Source organism: Streptomyces sp. NPDC093065 (assembly GCF_044754585.1).
In the GTDB taxonomy this organism is placed as follows: Bacteria; Actinomycetota; Actinomycetes; order Streptomycetales; family Streptomycetaceae; genus Streptomyces.
In genome coordinates this window covers 1-16,363 of sequence record NZ_JBIVPJ010000046.1, presented here as the reverse complement: position 1 = coordinate 16,363, position 16,363 = coordinate 1, and the positions used below count along the sequence as shown (strand labels likewise).

13 protein-coding genes and 2 pseudogenes are annotated in these 16,363 nt (G+C 68.2%); 9 read left to right on the top strand and 6 right to left on the bottom strand.

The genetic code is table 11. The features are described from left to right. Positions 1-168: 168 nt before the first annotated feature. Complete coding sequence (locus ACIQFU_RS38045; protein ID WP_224290602.1) at positions 169-849, bottom strand: TrkA family potassium uptake protein; 681 nt, start codon at positions 847-849, stop codon at positions 169-171. After that, the gene (locus tag ACIQFU_RS38040; RefSeq protein WP_362101226.1) at positions 849-1,520 is read right to left on the bottom strand and encodes a TrkA family potassium uptake protein; all 672 of its coding nucleotides are present in this window, start codon (positions 1,518-1,520) and stop codon (positions 849-851) included. Before ACIQFU_RS38040 ends, ACIQFU_RS38045 begins: the two co-directional genes overlap by 1 nt. A gap of 423 nt (positions 1,521-1,943) precedes the next feature. Between ACIQFU_RS38040 and ACIQFU_RS38035 the strand changes: the two genes are divergently transcribed. From ACIQFU_RS38035 to ACIQFU_RS38005, 7 genes are all read left to right on the top strand, one after another. Then, positions 1,944-2,654, top strand: a complete 711-nt coding sequence (locus ACIQFU_RS38035) for a DUF1295 domain-containing protein (RefSeq protein WP_402557916.1) — start codon at positions 1,944-1,946, stop codon at positions 2,652-2,654. 503 nt (positions 2,655-3,157) lie between these two features. Further along, complete coding sequence (locus ACIQFU_RS38030) at positions 3,158-5,230, top strand: APC family permease (RefSeq protein WP_402557914.1); 2,073 nt, start codon at positions 3,158-3,160, stop codon at positions 5,228-5,230. Positions 5,231-5,281: 51 nt separating this feature from the next. Continuing rightward, entirely contained in the window at positions 5,282-6,658 is a 1,377-nt protein-coding gene (locus tag ACIQFU_RS38025; RefSeq protein ID WP_402557912.1) for a class I SAM-dependent RNA methyltransferase, read from the top strand. Between the two features lie 764 nt (positions 6,659-7,422). Next, positions 7,423-8,244, top strand: coding sequence for a hypothetical protein (locus ACIQFU_RS38020; protein WP_402557910.1), 822 nt, complete (start codon positions 7,423-7,425; stop codon positions 8,242-8,244). Positions 8,245-8,512: 268 nt separating this feature from the next. After that, on the top strand, positions 8,513-9,805 hold the full coding sequence (locus tag ACIQFU_RS38015; RefSeq protein ID WP_383470187.1) for a hypothetical protein: 1,293 nt from the start codon (positions 8,513-8,515) through the stop codon (positions 9,803-9,805). After that, complete coding sequence (locus ACIQFU_RS38010) at positions 9,802-11,205, top strand: hypothetical protein (RefSeq protein WP_383470190.1); 1,404 nt, start codon at positions 9,802-9,804, stop codon at positions 11,203-11,205. Before ACIQFU_RS38015 ends, ACIQFU_RS38010 begins: the two co-directional genes overlap by 4 nt. A 241-nt stretch (positions 11,206-11,446) precedes the next feature. After that, positions 11,447-11,668, top strand: coding sequence for a hypothetical protein (locus ACIQFU_RS38005; protein WP_383470193.1), 222 nt, complete (start codon positions 11,447-11,449; stop codon positions 11,666-11,668). A 584-nt stretch (positions 11,669-12,252) separates the two neighbouring features. Here the strand turns inward: ACIQFU_RS38005 and ACIQFU_RS38000 are convergent. Continuing rightward, positions 12,253-12,609 (bottom strand): hypothetical protein, encoded by a 357-nt coding sequence (locus ACIQFU_RS38000; protein ID WP_402557908.1) that lies wholly within the window; start codon positions 12,607-12,609, stop codon positions 12,253-12,255. A gap of 72 nt (positions 12,610-12,681) precedes the next feature. Then, positions 12,682-13,824, bottom strand: coding sequence for an FAD-dependent monooxygenase (locus ACIQFU_RS37995; RefSeq protein WP_402557906.1), 1,143 nt, complete (start codon positions 13,822-13,824; stop codon positions 12,682-12,684). Between the two features lie 171 nt (positions 13,825-13,995). Here ACIQFU_RS37995 and ACIQFU_RS37990 point away from each other — a divergent pair, with 171 nt between their 5' ends. Further along, positions 13,996-14,331, top strand: coding sequence for an ArsR/SmtB family transcription factor (locus ACIQFU_RS37990; RefSeq protein ID WP_402557904.1), 336 nt, complete (start codon positions 13,996-13,998; stop codon positions 14,329-14,331). A gap of 321 nt (positions 14,332-14,652) precedes the next feature. Then, on the top strand, positions 14,653-15,417 hold the full coding sequence (locus ACIQFU_RS37985; RefSeq protein WP_402557903.1) for a transposase family protein: 765 nt from the start codon (positions 14,653-14,655) through the stop codon (positions 15,415-15,417). Between the two features lie 11 nt (positions 15,418-15,428). Here ACIQFU_RS37985 and ACIQFU_RS37980 read toward each other — a convergent pair. Further along, positions 15,429-15,686: pseudogene (locus ACIQFU_RS37980) on the bottom strand (methylenetetrahydrofolate reductase); the annotation flags it as partial. Positions 15,687-15,777: 91 nt separating this feature from the next. Continuing rightward, positions 15,778-16,269: pseudogene (locus ACIQFU_RS37975) on the bottom strand (tRNA 4-thiouridine(8) synthase ThiI); the annotation flags it as partial. Positions 16,270-16,363 lie beyond the last annotated feature (94 nt).

Sequence of the window (16,363 nt, the reverse complement as noted above, 5' to 3'; positions counted from 1 at the left end):
GGTGGGGGGGGGCCGCGGGCGCGGCGGTCGCCGGGGCCGGCGCCCCCCCCCCCCCCCCCGCCCCCCAACCCCCCCCCCCCCCCCCCCCCCCCCCCCCCGGCCGGGGGGGGGGGGCCCCCCCCCCCCCCCCCCCCCCCCCCACCGCCGTATCGCGTCGTACCGCCCCGCTCAGACCGTGCCGTCCGGCCGCCGGCGGGCCGACAGCAGGTCCTCCAGCTGTTCCTCTCGGGCCTGCGCGGCGACGAAGAGCAGTTCGTCGCCGGCCTCCAGGGAGTCCTCCAGGGACGGCGTCAGCACCCGGGTGCCGCGGATGATCGTCACCAGCGAGGTGTCCTCGGGCCACTGGACGTCACCGACCTGGGTGCCGGCCAGGGCCGACTCCTCGGGCAGCGTCAGCTCGACGAGGTTGGCGTCGCCGTGGCTGAAGCGCAGCAGCCGGACCAGGTCGCCGACGCTCACCGCCTCCTCCACCAGGGCCGACATCAGCCGCGGGGTGGAGACGGCGACGTCCACGCCCCAGGACTCGTTGAACAGCCACTCGTTCTTCGGGTTGTTCACCCGGGCGACGACGCGCGGAACGCCGTACTCCGTCTTGGCCAGCAGGGACACGACCAGGTTGACCTTGTCGTCGCCCGTCGCGGCGATGACGACGTTGCAGCGCTGGAGCGCCGCCTCGTCCAGGGACGTGATCTCGCACGCGTCGGCGAGCAGCCACTCCGCCATCGGGACGCGCTCGACCGAGATGGCGGTCGGCGCCTTGTCGATGAGCAGGACCTCGTGGCCGTTCTCCAGCAGCTCGCCCGCGATCGAACGGCCGACCGCGCCGGCTCCGGCAATGGCGACCCTCATCAGTGACCGCCCTCCTCTTCGGGACCCTTGGCGAACGCCGCCTCGACCTTGTGGACCTCGTCGGTGCGCATCATCACGTGCACGAGGTCGCCCTCCTGCAGGACGGTCTGCGAGGAGGGCAGGATCGCCTCCCCGAGCCGGGTGACGAACGCCACCCGCACGCCGGTCTCCTCCTGGAGACGGCTGATCTTGTGACCGACCCAGGCCGATGAGGTGTGCACCTCGGCGAGCTGGACGCCTCCGGTGGGGTCGCGCCACAGCGGCTCGGCACCCGAGGGCAGCAGCCGGCGCAGCATCTGGTCGGCCGTCCAGCGGACGGTGGCCACGGTGGGGATGCCCAGGCGCTGGTAGACCTCGGCGCGGCGCGGGTCGTAGATGCGGGCGGCGACGTTCTCCACGCCGAACATCTCGCGCGCCACGCGGGCGGCGATGATGTTCGAGTTGTCCCCGCTGGAGACGGCGGCGAAGGCGCCGGCGTCCTCGATGCCCGCCTCACGCAGGGTGTCCTGGTCGAAGCCGATGCCGGTGACCCGCCGGCCGCCGAACGAGGAACCGAGGCGTCGGAAGGCGGTGGGGTCCCGGTCGATCACGGCGACCGTGTGCCCCTGCTGCTCCAGGGTCTGGGCGAGCGCGGAGCCCACCCGCCCGCAGCCCATGATGACAATGTGCACGGCTCACACCACTCTTCTTCTCAGCCCTCTTACCGGGGTGAACATCCCGTTCATCTTCCTCTTTCGGCTCGACGGGCAAACACCTGCGCCCCGCTGAGGGCCGCGGTCACCATCATGCCGGTCCGGCGGGACGGAGACTCGCCCGGGTGGCCGGGGCTTGCTACGGCCGATCTTCCAGGCGTGGCGAACGGGAAAGAGCCAGCAGACCGTCGGTCCACCCGGAAGAGTGCGGCGCGCGCCTTTGCCGCTGTGAGTTCGCCTTCCGGAGCGGGCGACGCCACGAGAACGGCGTCGGGTGCCGGCCGAACAGGGCACCTAAGCACCATGGACATGTTAAGCCTGGCCATGAGTGCCGGCAGCCGCGCCGAGGCGCCGCTGAGGGTCGGACAAGACCGCTGAGGGACGGAGAGGAGAGAGCGAGAGATGTACGGCGGACACGACGTGTCGACCGGCCCCAAGACGCTGGTGACCACCTTCAACACCGTCGCCGTGGCCGGCGCCGTCTGGTTCCTCTTCGGCGGCGCGGACACCGTGGCCGGCTGGTTCGACACCGACACCGACACCGACACCGGCACCGGCACCGGCTTCGACGAGGCGGCGGCCCTGCGCCGGGCCCTGCTGGCGGCGTTGTCGGTGCTCTACCTGCTGCGCTTCGTCGCCACGAACTTCGTGATGCTCCAGCGGAAGATGGAGTGGTCCGAGGCGTTCACCATCGGCATCTGGGTCCTGGTGATCCACGGCACGATGGCGTACTCCGGCGGCACCAACGAGGCCGGCGTGAGCGTCTTCACCTGGCTGGGCGTCGTGCTGTACCTCCTCGGCTCCTACCTGAACACGGGGTCGGAGTACCAGCGCAGGCTCTGGAAGAAGCGCCCGGAGAACAAGGGCAAGCTCTACACCGAAGGCCTGTTCAAGCACTCGATGCACGTCAACTACTTCGGTGACGCCGTGCTCTTCTCCGGGTTCGCGCTGGTGACCGGCACCGTGTGGGCGTTCGCCGTCCCGCTCGTCATGATCTGCATGTTCGTCTTCCTGAACATCCCCATGCTCGACAAGCACCTCGGCGAGCACTACGGCGAGGCGTTCGACGAGTACGCGGCACGGACGGCGAAGTTCGTCCCCTATGTGTACTGACGTGTACTGACGCCACCCACCCGCCACACGGGTACGGCGGCAAAGGGGCCGAGGCGTCCCTGACCGCCGAGGTGCTGTGCGGGGGAGTACTCCTGCTCGCCGGCCACTCCGGCACCCTGCCGCCGGACGCCCTGGATCCCCGATCACCCCGACGTTCCCGCTGGGGCCGCGACTCCCTGTTCTCCCGAGGTTCCTCCGAGGTTCTTGCGAGCCCGCCTCAGCCCTCCGCCGACGACCCCCGCCGCCCGATGCTGCGGATACTCGCGAAGGCCAGGATGCCGAGGCCGACGAGCGTGACGACGCCGCCGATCAGCTCCGCGGACAGATGCATGGGATCTCCCTCACAGGGCGACGGGCGGTGTTGGTCATATAGCCATGCGAACCCCGCCGGCCGACCCATCCGCAGCCGCAGCGCCCCGCGAATTCACCCGTAGAGCAGACGGCGGGCGCAACGGGGGTGGCGGTTGGGCGGCCGCCCGTTCGAACGCTTACGATCCTCTGTTGTGTCCAAACTGACCGACGTGCCCAAACGGATCCTGATCGGGCGCGCACTGCGCAGCGACCGGCTGGGTGAAACGCTCCTGCCGAAGCGGATCGCCCTGCCCGTCTTCGCGTCCGACCCGCTGTCCTCGGTGGCGTACGCGCCCGGCGAGGTGCTGCTCGTCCTGTCCATTGCGGGCGTGTCGGCGTACCACTTCAGTCCCTGGATCGCGGTCGCGGTCGTCGTCCTCATGTTCACCGTGGTCGCCTCCTACCGGCAGAACGTGCACGCCTACCCGAGCGGCGGCGGCGACTACGAGGTGGCCACCACCAACCTGGGCCCGAAGGCCGGTCTGACCGTGGCCAGCGCCCTGCTGGTGGACTACGTCCTGACGGTCGCGGTCTCCATCTCCTCGGGCATCGAGAACCTCGGCTCGGCGATCCCGTTCGTCGTGGAGCACAAGGTCCTGTGCGCCGTCGCCGTCATCCTGCTGCTGACACTGATGAACCTGCGCGGGGTGAGGGAGTCGGGCACCCTGTTCGCGATCCCGACGTACGTGTTCGTCACGGGCGTCTTCATCATGATCGTGTGGGGCGCGTTCCGCGGCCTGGTCCTCGGCGACACCATGCGCGCCCCGACCGCGGACTACGAGATCAAACCGGAGCACGGCGGCCTGGCCGGCTTCGCCCTGGTCTTCCTCCTCCTGCGCGCCTTCTCCTCCGGCTGCGCCGCCCTCACCGGCGTCGAGGCGATCTCCAACGGCGTCCCGGCCTTCCGCAGGCCCAAGGCGAAGAACGCGGGCAACACCCTCGCGATGATGGGCCTGCTCGCCGTCACCATGTTCTGCGGCATCATCGCGCTGGCCTCGGCCACCGACGTCCGTATGTCCGAGAACCCGGCCACCGACCTCTTCCACAACGGCGTCGCCGTCGGCGCGGACTACGTCCAGCACCCCGTGATCTCCCAGGTGGCCGGGGCCGTCTTCGGCGAGGGCAGCTTCCTGTTCGTCGTGCTCGCCGCCGCCACCGCACTGGTCCTCTTCCTCGCCGCGAACACCGCCTACAACGGCTTCCCGCTGCTCGGCTCGATCCTCGCCCAGGACCGCTACCTGCCGCGCCAGCTGCACACCCGCGGCGACCGTCTGGCCTTCTCCAACGGCATCGTGCTCCTCGCCGGCGCCGCCATGCTCCTGGTCGTCGTCTACGGCGCCGACTCGACCCGCCTGATCCAGCTCTACATCGTCGGCGTCTTCGTCTCCTTCACGCTGAGCCAGATCGGCATGGTCCGCCACTGGAACCGCAACCTGGCCACCGAACGCGACCAGTCCCGGCGCCGCCACATGATCCGCTCCCGCGTGATCAACGCCTTCGGCGCCTTCTTCACCGGACTCGTGCTGGTCGTGGTCCTGGCCACCAAGTTCACCCACGGCGCCTGGGTCGCACTGCTCGGCATGTGCATCTTCTTCGCGACGATGACGGCGATCCGCAAACACTACGACCGCGTAGCCGAGGAGATCGCGGCCCCCGAGGACCCCGAGGAGGCACAGAGCGACGACATGGTGCGCCCCTCCCGCGTCCACTCGGTGGTCCTCATCTCCAAGATCCACCGCCCAACGCTGCGCGCCCTCGCCTACGCCAAGCTCATGCGCTCCGACAGCCTGGAGGCGCTCAGCGTCAACGTCGACCCGGCCGAGACGAAGGCGCTGCGCGAGGAGTGGGAGCGCCGCGGTATCGCCGTACCCCTCAAGGTCCTCGACTCGCCGTACCGCGAGATCACGCGGCCCGTCATCGAGTACGTCAAGGGCCTGCGCAAGGAGTCCCCGCGCGACGCGGTCTCGGTCATCATCCCCGAGTACGTCGTCGGCCACTGGTACGAGCACCTGCTGCACAACCAGAGCGCGCTGCGCCTCAAGGGCCGCCTGCTGTTCACGCCGGGCGTCATGGTCACGTCGGTGCCCTACCAGCTGGAGTCCTCCGAGGCCGCCAGGCGCCGGGCCCGCAAGCGCCAGGACTGGAACGCCCCCGGCGCGGTGCGGCGCGGGCCGGCCCACCACCGCCACCAGGACCGTCCGAAGGACTCCTCCTCGTCCACGTAGACTGGACGGCTGTTGTCCTTTGTCGTCCCCGTTCTCTGGAGTCACCCCGCCATGCAGGCAGAACCGAAGAAGTCGCAGGCGGAGACGCGAGCGGTGGCACAGCCCGACGCACGGCCGGCCTCGCTGGTCGGCGAGGAGTACGAGGTCGAGGTCGGCCCCGTCGCCCACGGCGGCCACTGCATCGCCCGCACGTCCGAGGGCCAGGTGCTGTTCGTCCGGCACACGCTGCCCGGCGAGCGGGTCGTGGCCCGGGTGACGGAGGGCGAGGAGGGCGCCCGCTTCCTGCGCGCGGACGCCGTCGAGATCCTGGACGCCTCCAAGGACCGCATCGAGGCCCCCTGTCCCTTCTCGGGCCCCGGCCGCTGCGGCGGCTGCGACTGGCAGCACGCCAAGCCGGGTGCGCAGCGCCGCCTGAAGGGCGAGGTCGTCGCCGAACAGCTCCAGCGCCTGGCGGGCCTCACCCCCGAGGAGGCCGGCTGGGACGGCACGGTGATGCCGGCCGAGGGCGACAAGGTGCCCGCCGGCCAGGTCCCGTCGTGGCGCACCCGCGTGCAGTACGCCGTGGACGCGGAGGGCCGCGCGGGCCTGCGCAAGCACCGCTCCCACGAGGTCGAACCGATCGATCACTGCATGATCGCGGCGGAGGGCGTCGGCGAACTGGGCGTCGAGCGCCGTGACTGGCCCGGCATGTCGACGGTCGAGGCGATCGCGGCGACGGGCTCCCAGGACCGCCAGGTCATCCTGACCCCGCGCCCCGGCGCCCGCCTGCCCATCGTCGAACTGGACCGCCCGGTCTCGGTCATGCGCGTCGGGGAGAAGGACGGCGGCGTCCACCGCGTCCACGGCCGCCCCTTCGTCCGCGAGCGCGCCGACGGCCGCACCTACCGGGTCGGCTCCGGCGGCTTCTGGCAGGTCCACCCGAAGGCCGCCGACACCCTGGTGAAGGCGGTCATGCAGGGCCTGCTGCCCCGCAAGGGTGACATGGCCCTCGACCTCTACTGCGGCGTCGGCCTCTTCGCCGGCGCCCTGGCCGACCGCGTCGGCGACCAGGGCGCGGTTCTCGGCATCGAGTCCGGCAAGCGCGCCGTCGAGGACGCCCGCCACAACCTCGCCGGCTTCGACCGGGTGAGGATCGAGCAGGGCAAGGTCGAAGCGGTCCTGCCGCGCACGGGCATCGACGAGGCCGACCTCATCGTCCTCGACCCGCCCCGCGCGGGCGCCGGCCGCAAGACGGTCCAGCACCTCTCCTCCCTGGGCGCCCGCAGAATCGCCTACGTGGCCTGCGACCCGGCCGCACTGGCCCGGGACCTGGGGTACTTCCGGGACGGGGGGTACCGGGTGCGGATGCTGAGGGTGTTCGATCTGTTTCCGATGACGCATCATGTGGAGTGCGTGGCGATCCTCGAACCGACCCAGAAGGGCTCCTGACCTGCGGTTTTGCGCGTGCGCATTATGTGCAGTGTGGGCGTTACGGGCGATATCTTGACGCTGAAATGACGCTCGTGACGCTCATTTGACGCTCGATCTGATGGGGTGTCAGGATGTCTGCTGGACAGGTCAGACCCCGTCTGGATGGCGAGTGTCGATGCGGCCTCGAGGGCGGGCGACGCTCAGGGCGGAGCTGCTGCTTCCTGCTCGTCAGATGTCCCGGAAGAGACCAGCCGACGCTGTGACCTGCGGGGTCTTACTGTCGTAGGTCGTTGACCTGCATGAATGCCCTTTCGGTTGTTTCACGCTCGTGCAGCCTGATGCGGCCGGAAGTCCCAGGAAAGTCCCAGAGAACTCCCACGGGCAGGAGCCATTCTTTCGGCTCTGTACAGGGCATACGGGTGCGCTGTGGCCTGGTGCTTGTGGATCGACGGTCTGGCCCGAATGAACGGCAACGCGCGCTGCTTGAACGGCTCGCGGCCGGTGAGGAGCATCCCGCACCCTGGGCGCCGGGGGAGTGGCGGTCGGCTTATGCATTGCGTGATCGAGGGCTGTTAAGGATCAACCGGGGCGGCGGGGAAGCACTCGTGGAGGTCACCGAGGATGGTCGCTACTACCTTCGACACGGTCGTCGCCCTGAAGAGCCGACGTCGGCTGAAGGGGGCGACCAGACGGCATCCGCCGGACCTGCTGGGCGCGGGCGCAGCTCCGTCTCCTACGCCGAACGGCCCGTCGCTCGTGCGCGACGAGCCAAGGCGACCGAGTTGGTCGAGCGGCTGCTCACCGAGGGGCGTGTCCGTGTCGCCGACGAAGACCGGGTCGATGAGTGGCGGAAGATCATCGACTATGCGAAGCGGTACGGACTGGAACCTCCCGGCAAACGGATCGAGAAGGTCCGGCTCGGGGTAGGCGGTTGGGAGCTGTACCTCAGAGAGGGGCCACATCCCAACTCACGGAGCCGGAAGTCGGCGGGCGACGCCTCGGTGGTTCCGGTTCCCACGCGGCTGACTTCTCCTCATCCGGTCGTGGCCGCGCTCAGAGACGTGGAGGAGCGGCTCGTGATGTCTCCTGCGCTTCGGCGCCGGGCACTCCTGCTCCTGCAGGCGCTGGCAGCCGAGGCGGTACGGCGAGGCTACGCCGTACAGGAAATCCGGGCGTACTACTCGGCGAGGGAGGGTGGTGTGAGCGTTGTCGTCGACGGCTTCGCCTGCAGCGTCACCGTCAAGCAGGAGTTCCCGCAGTCCAACAACCCGGAGCGTGCCGCACGCCTCGTCGTAGAGCTTGATCACGGCCACACCAGTCGTCCCGGCCGCTGGCGCGATCGGAAGAGCGGGACCTTGGAGGAGTCCCTGGGCGTGATCCTTGGGGAGATCGAGGTGCGGGCGGTGCACGAGGCCCAGCGTCGGGCAGGTGAGGAGCGAGCCCAAGGCGGAACGCCAGATCCGTTGGCAGGCAGCCATGGAGGAGGCCAGGAAGCAAGCAGTGCAGGATCAACTGGCCGAGGTGCTTCGGGAGGAAGCCGGACGATGGCGCGAGGCCGCTGCGCTGAGGCAGTACTGCGACGCTATGGAACGTCGCCTTGGTGACCTGGGCGGTGGCGCGGACGAATCGGCTCTGGATTCCGCCCGACGCTGGCTGGCATGGGCGCGCTCCTATGTGCGGACGACGGACCCTTTGACCCGGCTGGCGACGATGCCGGATACACGTGAGCCGACGAGGGAGGAGCTCAAGCCCTATCTGAACGGGTGAACCCCTTCTGGGCCGTTGCGATGGGCTGAGCGGTAATGGGGGTGGGAGCTGTCCGCCACAGGTTCGGAAACCGGCGCTGTCAGTGCCCCGGCATAGAGTCGGTCCATGGCATCAAGCAGCCGCAAGGAGATTCCGGCGCCGGTTACCAACCGCCTGTTCGCACTGTCCGGCAACCAGTGTGCGTTCCCGGGGTGTTCGAGCCCCGTGACGTATCAGGAGGCTTCCGGTGAGAGACCTGTAACGCTGGCTCAGCGTGCGCATCTCGTCGGTGTCGGAAGGCAGGGGCCGCGCTCAAGAGAGGCGCCCCTCTCGGAGGACCCGGATGCGGTGGAGAACCTCACCCTCTTCTGCGGGAACCACCATGCGATCGTGGACGGCAACCCGAGGGTCTACTCGGTCGAGGTGCTCGCCAAGTACAAGGCGGACCACGAGGCGAGGATGGCGGCGAAGGATCTCCGTGTACCGCCCGCACCGTTCGAGACGGACTCGGTGGATGTGTCATTGCTGCCCGTCTCGGAACTTCCGGGCTCGGTCTGGAGGGCAGAGTCACGGTTCAGGACTTCCATGGAAGTCATCGAACGGCTGCCCCGGCCAATACGCGGTCAGGTTCTTCCCTTCGTTCTGGCCAATGGTCAGGTATGGGGGTTTCACGACCTTGCTGATGTACGTGGGCCGTTCAAACAGGTCGTTAAGCCCGAAAGTGCTCAATGCCTGGATGCGGCGGAGCTGCTGGGGTCGCAGAACCGGAACCTCTACGTGTGGCTGCTGAACTCGGCGCTTCGTATGGCCCTGCGGAAGCGGGGCATACAGTACGACCGCGATCACGGACGCTACTACTTTCTGGCGGACCATGAGACGGTCACCCGGAGAGTGGAGGCCAAGACCAAGACAGGCAGGAACCAGTCCGCCAAGAAGGTCGTACGCCAGGAAGGCGAGCGTGCCGGAAACCCGCGCGATGTGTGGTGGCATCTCGCGGCGCAGCTTCGCTTCGAGGAGTTCGCCACGGGAATGTGGGGCCTGACCATCCGGCCCGAGTTTCATCTCACAAAGGACGGGAAAGAGCCGCTGGACCCGCGCAGGGTGGGCCGCAAGGTGACGAAGCGTAAATCCCGCATGTACAACGAAGGTTACTTCGACGCCGTCCACTTCTTCCGCTACTTCCTGCTTGATGGCCGCGCGAGGGTCGTCTTCGAGGTCGGCCGTCAACGGATCGCGATCGACGGCGACTTCCCACAGATCGATGCCAAGTGGCCGCTGATCGACGACAACCGCTTCAACCCCGTCACCATGCTCGACAGTGGGGACGAAGACGACGTCATCGACGCTCTCGCCAGTGCGTGGGAAGTTGACGACGCGGAGTGGGACTGGGGTGCCGAGCACAAGGAGGACGACCGATGAGCCTCGCGCTCAAGCCGCTCAATCTGGGCGTTGAATGGATCGGCGAGCCGGCACTCGCCTTCGCCGACGGATTGACACACATCGACCCCAAGGTCGGCATCCCCGCGGCAGGCCCCTGGTCACGCGACCAGCCGAACCATCCCGCTGCGGTGACCGCTGGATTCATCGGCACCGCCGAATCCATCGCCAAGGCCCGGACGTGGTTGTCGCGGGCGGCCGAGGGGGTCGACGGCGACAACGAGCATCACCCTTTCTGCGGCTTCCAACCGGATGGTCCGTTCGCCTCTCGGCTGCGTACCGACGGCCCGGAAGCAAAGATCACCGCTGCTGAGATCCGCGTCGTGACCGCGGACCGACTCAGAAAGCTCGAAGGTTTCAACCAGCTCCTGGAAATCATCGACGACCGGCTGGGCAAGCTTGCCGGCCTCGATGCCCCTCCCGCGGTCGTGTTCATCACGCTGCCGTCCGAGATCACCAGGCGGTACTGGGCGGTGCACCAGCGAAACCGTGGGGTGCAGACGGTGTGGAATCTGCGTGCCGGAATCAAGGCCCGGGCGATGCAACGGGGCCTACGCACGCAGTTGCTCCAGCAGGAGACGGTCGAGTCGGATCTGAACGCGCATACCTCCGACCTCGAACACCCAGCCGACCTCGCGTGGAACCTGTTCACCGCGATCTACTTCAAGGCCGGCGGTTTCCCCTGGACCCCGGTGGGCCTGGCCGAGGGGACGTGCCATCTGGGAGTCACGTTCTATCGCCCTCATGGCGAGAGATCCACGATGCGTACGAGCGTTGCCCAAGCGTTTGCTGAGAACGGAGAGGCGTTCGTGCTGCGGGGCAGCCCGTTTGAGTGGAAGGGTAGGTGGCCCCACCTGCCTGCGGATGAGGCGTCGCGGTTGATCTCCGACGTCATGGGTCGCTACAAACAGACCATGGGACGTACTCCGCGGCGCATCGTCATCCACAAGCAGTCGCGGTTTTTCCCTGCGGAACGCGCGGGCTTTGAGGACGCACTCAGCGGCTACGAGTACGACTTGGTGGCCCTGGCGCCTTCCACCGGCGTACGGATGATGCGCCACGGCGAATATCCTCCGCCTCGCGGCACGTGCGTCAGCCTCGGTGACCGTCGCTACCTTTACACCACGGGCTACGTGCCATCGCTCGGCCGGTACCCGCACGGTCATGTGCCGGCGCCCGTCCAGATCACCGACCACGTAGGCGACTCCAGTGCACGGGACCTGCTCCGCGAGGTCCTGCTGCTGACGAAGATGAACTGGAACTCCGCCCGCTTCGCCGAACGTCTACCAGTCACGGTTCGGTTCGCCGGCGAAGTCGGCACCATCCTCCGCGATCTTCCGGATACCTACGAACCTGAAGCCCGGTACGCCTTCTACATGTAGATGGATCGCGTCCCGCGAGGTGGTACAAGCGATCATGCTCTTCGGCGTCTGGTATTCGGCTTGCGATGGTCTCTCCGTCGGCGCGGCACGCGCAGCGGCCCGGTCAGGCGCTGGGAGCGCCCCACTCGGTCGAGCCGCGCAACGGTGCTCCAACAGTTGGCGATCTGACCGGGATCTCGGGGATATTCTGTGCCCCCAGCGTCGGTCGTCTCGACTGGCGCAGCGCTAAGGGGGAGGCAGGGTGGGTGCGCCGGAGTCGAATGCCGGAGACGATTTCCACTTCTGGTGGGCGGCGAGCCGGTCGCTGAAACTGGTCGAGCCGGGCACCATTCTCCGGCGTGTCACACTCGAAGGTCTTGCCCGCGTCGATGATCCAGACGACGAGTACGAGACGGTGGACGTTGCCGAGTACCTGGGGGCGATGATGCAGATTCGGCAGACGCTCTTGTCCTGTCGCAGCTGAAGTACAGCTCGCGTCACCCGGACACCGAATGGACAACGGCAAGGCTCTGTAAGAAGAGTGTGCGGTACCGCGCCAACGGCACTACGACGCCAGCACGATCCGTCATCGCGGATCTGGCGGCTGCCTATCGACGGCTTGTGGACGAACATGGGGTTGATGTCGCGTCCAAGACCCGTATCGCGTTGGTCAGCAACCAGTCGGCGCCCGCGGCCGTGGTGGCCGTGGAACTCATAGAACCCGCTGACAACAGACAACGCGTGGTTGATCGTTCGAGGCGCGTACCCCGGGCCGAGACTCGCCTTACCGGTGCGGACGTTCACCGTTCCCGCCACGCCGCTCTGCGGCGAGCGACGGCGTCGCTGAGGATTGCGTGCCGTACGCAGCCACCCCGCAAGCACGGCGACCTCCCCCTCCGTGGCCTTGTCCCAGGCTGTGCCGAGCAGCCACAGCAGTCGGAACCAGCGCAACAGCCCGTACGCGTAGTTCCGCCCGGTCAGCGGGCTGCAATCGCCCAATGCCAGGTCGCACAAGTACGCGGTCACCGGTTCCACTTCGCTGCCGAAGCCATTGAGCCTTTTCCAACCTCAGGTTGAGGCGTGACGAAGGGCGGGGATGGTCTTCACGATGGCGGTGAATCGGTTGGTGCTACAGCGGAGTTTCCGCGGGAGGCGCCAGCCCTTCAGAGCGGCCATGGCTTGCTCGCCGAGGCAACGGATCCGGGCGTGGGTGCTGTTGTGCCGACGTTGCCGCAGCTTGATACGCAGGCCGCGGAAGGGCGCCCGGGTGGTGCCGCCGGCGCCTTGATACGCCTTGTCCGTCCAGCACTCCACCTCCGCGCCGACAGCACCGGCGTGGTGGCGAGCGCCGGGAACGGTGGGTGAGGCCGCCAGCAGTCGACCTGCCGCATCGGCGATGGCCTGCCACGCCGGGCTCGTCGGCATGGCGGCGCTGACCCGGTTGGGAGCTACAGGGGAGCTGCGCACCGACCGGTGAGCGGTCGGTGCGGGCTCGGTCTACCGGTTCGCGGCTTCGCGAGAGGCGGTCCGGTTTGTGCGAACGACCGCGCGGCCCACGGCGTTGCGCACTGCGAGGCCCGGCCGGGTGCGGGGCACCATGAGCCTGGAGAGCAGACCGACGCGTCGTTGCCGCGGGCCTACCTCACGGCGGAGCCGCGACTCGTAGGCGGTGAAGGCGCGGGCGTGGTCACCGGGATGGGCGGCGAGCTCTTCTGCGAGGGCGTACGCGCCCGCCATCGCCATGCTGGACCCGTCGCCCAGCAGGGCTGTCGCCGCCGCCGCGTCCCCGAGCAGTACGACCCGTCCGCGGGACCACGAGGGCACCCGGACGGTGGTCAGGGGGTCGAAGAACGGAGCCGGGTGGTCGAGGAACGCCGCCACGAGTTCCGGTGCCCGCCACCGCACGTCGGCGTAGGCGTCGGCCACGGTCTGCTTGTGAAGGGCGATGTTCTTGCGGTCGTGGGGCGCTGGCTGTGCGGCCCGGAAGGTGAAGATCGCGAGCGGGGTGGTCCGCGAGGGGTGGAGGACCAGCATCCGGTTCGGCACGGTCAGCATCGTCATCTCGGTCGGGTCCTCGATGGCGTCGGGTTCCAGGGGGACGGTCGCGCCGTACAGGCCCAGGTCGCTCGTGAACTGCCGCTTGGGTCCGAATACCAGGCGCCGTACGGTGGAGTGCATCCCGTCGGCACCGACTACCAAGTCGAAGCGTCGTGGCGCGGACCGCCTAAAGGTGACGTCCACCCCGTCTTCGTCCTGGTCGAGAGCGGTGACCGTGTCGTCGAACAAGAACTCGGCCTCGGTCTGCGCCGACCGGTGGAGCACCTCGGAGAGGTCGGCTCGGGTCACTTCGACCGTCGGAGTCTTGTCCGAGGTGAGCGGGAGTTGCAGGATTCGCCTGCCGCCGGGGTCTAGCAGGGTCAGCGACCGGTTGCGGGTGGCGAGTCCGTGGAGCTGGGGGAGGATGCCCATGCGGTCGGCGACCGGGATCGCGGGCCCCTTCACGACGATCGCGCTGCCACCGGAGCGCAGCTGCCGGGCGTGTTCGACGACCGTTGGCCGGTATCCATTGCGGGAGAGCCAGTAGGCGAGTGCGGGCCCTGCGATTCCGGCACCGACTATCAGCACCTCGGGTTTCTTCATGACGATGACCTCTCGGAGTGTCGATGACCAGGTCCCCGGTGAGTGCCGGGGCTGGGGCTCAGGGCGCGGCGGCACGGGGCAGCGCAACCCGGGCAAGGTACGAAAGATTTCGTACCTCAGTGGAGCACGTCCTTCAGGTACGATGCAAGTCATACCTGAAGGAGGTGCGGCGTGGCCGGGAGGAACCTGGTCGGCCCGGAGGCCGATGCGCTCGATCTGGGTGCGGTGTTTCGCGCCCTCGCCGACGAGCACCGTCGTTCGGTGATGACGGAGTTGGCCGCCGACCGCAGCGACAGCGAGCGGGGCTGCAACTCGTTCGATCTTCCGATCTCGAAGCAGACCCAGACCCACCACTTCCGGGTCTTGCGCCAGGCAGGTCTCATTGACGAGATCGACTACGGCAACCGCAAGGGCATCCGACTACGACGCGCGGACATCGAGAAGAGATTCCCCGGGCTGCTCACGCTCCTGGGTGCAGAGTTCCCGGGCAGTACTGCTCCTCGCTGAGCAACAGCTGAGCGCACCGGAGGGGAGTCTGAGTCGTCCCTGAGCCGCAAAGCTCGACCGGATCCAGCTCGCGCCGCTCGCAGGTAGCCGAGCACGACGCGGGCACGAATGGGATTGGTGTCGCTTCGACCACCGTCCCGCGCTCGTGATCGGCGCCGAGCTCTTCCGCACACTCCCTCACGCCCACACCCGCTGAGGTTTCCGCAACCTGCGCGCAGAGCAGGGCCGCTGGGGGTGAGGGCGGGGCGGGGTCCGGGCGTAGAGAAGCTCCTGGTAGACGGGTGCGTGTCGAGTCCAAGCCATCCTGCCAGGAGCTTCCGCATGCTCGTCTACCCGGCCGGGGTCGATCTGTCCACCTCCGCTCTGCGCTTCCTCGCCCGTGAGTTGACCGCACGTCGTCTTGCGCAAGGGACACGATGGCGCCGGCTGACCGCCGGACGGCAGGCGCTGCTCGTGCTGGCTCATCTACGATGCGGCCATACCTACGCTCAGCTCGCCGCCGGATTCGGTGTGGGCACCACCACCGCCTACCGGTACATCGCCGAGGCCGTCGACATCCTGGCCGCTCTGGCTCCAACCCTCGCCGAGGCGGTGAGGACAGCCTCCGGCAAAGCGTTCGTGATCCTGGACGGCACGCTGTTGTCGATCGACCGGATCGCTGCCGACAGACCCTTCTACTCCGGGAAACATAAGAAGCACGGCATGAACGTGCAGGTGATCGCCGACCCGGCGGGACGATTGCTGTGGGCGTCGCCCGCGCTGCCGGGATCCGTCCACGACATCAAGGCCGCGCGAACCCACGGCATCATCGGTGCCTTGGCGGGAGCCGGGGTGGAATGCTGGGCCGACAAGGGCTACCGGGGCGCCGGCGGCACCGTGCGAGTTCCCTACTGGGGGCGCTGGGAGACTCTCTCCCCTGGCCAGCGGGCCGTCAACTGCTCACACGCGAAGATCCGTGCACTCGTCGAACAGGCCATGGCCACCCTCAAAACCTGGCGGCTCATGCGCAAACTGCGATGCTCTACCAGCCGTATCACCAGCTTCGTCCAGGCCGTCCTCACCCTGCACCTCACATGCACAAACTGAGGTTGGAAAAGGCTCAGTGTCGTCTCCTGGGCGATGCGCCCCGTTACGTTGACGGTCCGGCCCCGCGTCGAGCCGCCGGCGCCGTAGGTGACCGAGACGAAAGTGGGAGAAAGGCTCTCCAGCCGGCGGATCGCGGTCCAGAGTCCTGCTTCGGCCGCCGCGCTGCGGGGCGGCATGAATTCGAAGGAGTACGAGCGGCCTCCACGTGCGAGTAGGTCACGAATGGATACTGCACTGTCTGCCCTTGTGCTGGGGATTCCGAGAGCCATGGGGGTAGGGTATTGCGTTGACGGCAGTGGTTGTTGGGCTGTCCATCTGCTGATACCGGCGATGCTCTATCGCAATTCTGCGACCCGACGTTTATTCTCTGGCTGAATGATTGCGGCATGCCGTCGCCTCGCGGGTGAGTGCGCCGGCATTCGCTTCGGCGTCGCTACCCGGCACTAGCACCTGGATGTTGTCGAGCAGAGCTTGGGTCACCTCGTCGAGGTCGATCCGTTTTTCCACTGCTCGCAGGCGGGGCAGCCCGGCGCGGGTACTGACCCGCGGAGGTGCGAGCAGGCTGCAGCAGTCCTCGTCGGGCAGGACCGAGATCCCGGCGGTGCCGATGGACACGGCCTCGTCGATGATCTCCTGCTTGTCCCGGCCGATCAGCGGCCGCAGCACGGGCAGAGCCGCCGCCTCGTCCACCGCGGCCAGGTTGGCCAGCGTCTGACTGGCCACCTGGCCCAGGCTGTCGCCCGTCACCAGCGCCTCGGCACCGCTACGCGCGGCCAGCGCCGACGCGGTCCGCACCATCAGCCGACGCTGCGCCACCACCTGAAGCCGTCCCGCCCCGGCCACGGCGAGCTGCGGGTCTGTCAAACGAGCGGTGTAACCAGGGTGGTTGGGGTTACTGGCGGGCCGCCGTCAGGCGGCCGTCGAAGGTGATGTCGAAGGCGTTCAG

Bases quoted from the DNA above. Each gene is read 5' to 3' on its own strand.
- ACIQFU_RS38010 (WP_383470190.1), top strand. From the start codon at position 9,802: ATGAGCCTCGCGCTCAAGCCGCTCAATCTGGGCGTTGAATGGATCGGC.
- ACIQFU_RS38035 (WP_402557916.1), top strand. From the start codon at position 1,944: ATGTACGGCGGACACGACGTGTCGACCGGCCCCAAGACGCTGGTGACC.
- ACIQFU_RS37985 (WP_402557903.1), top strand. From the start codon at position 14,653: ATGCTCGTCTACCCGGCCGGGGTCGATCTGTCCACCTCCGCTCTGCGC.
- ACIQFU_RS38045 (WP_224290602.1), bottom strand. From the start codon at position 849: ATGAGGGTCGCCATTGCCGGAGCCGGCGCGGTCGGCCGTTCGATCGCG.
- ACIQFU_RS38025 (WP_402557912.1), top strand. From the start codon at position 5,282: ATGCAGGCAGAACCGAAGAAGTCGCAGGCGGAGACGCGAGCGGTGGCA.
- ACIQFU_RS37995 (WP_402557906.1), bottom strand. From the start codon at position 13,824: ATGAAGAAACCCGAGGTGCTGATAGTCGGTGCCGGAATCGCAGGGCCC.
- ACIQFU_RS38015 (WP_383470187.1), top strand. From the start codon at position 8,513: ATGGCATCAAGCAGCCGCAAGGAGATTCCGGCGCCGGTTACCAACCGC.
- ACIQFU_RS38000 (WP_402557908.1), bottom strand. From the start codon at position 12,609: ATGCCGACGAGCCCGGCGTGGCAGGCCATCGCCGATGCGGCAGGTCGA.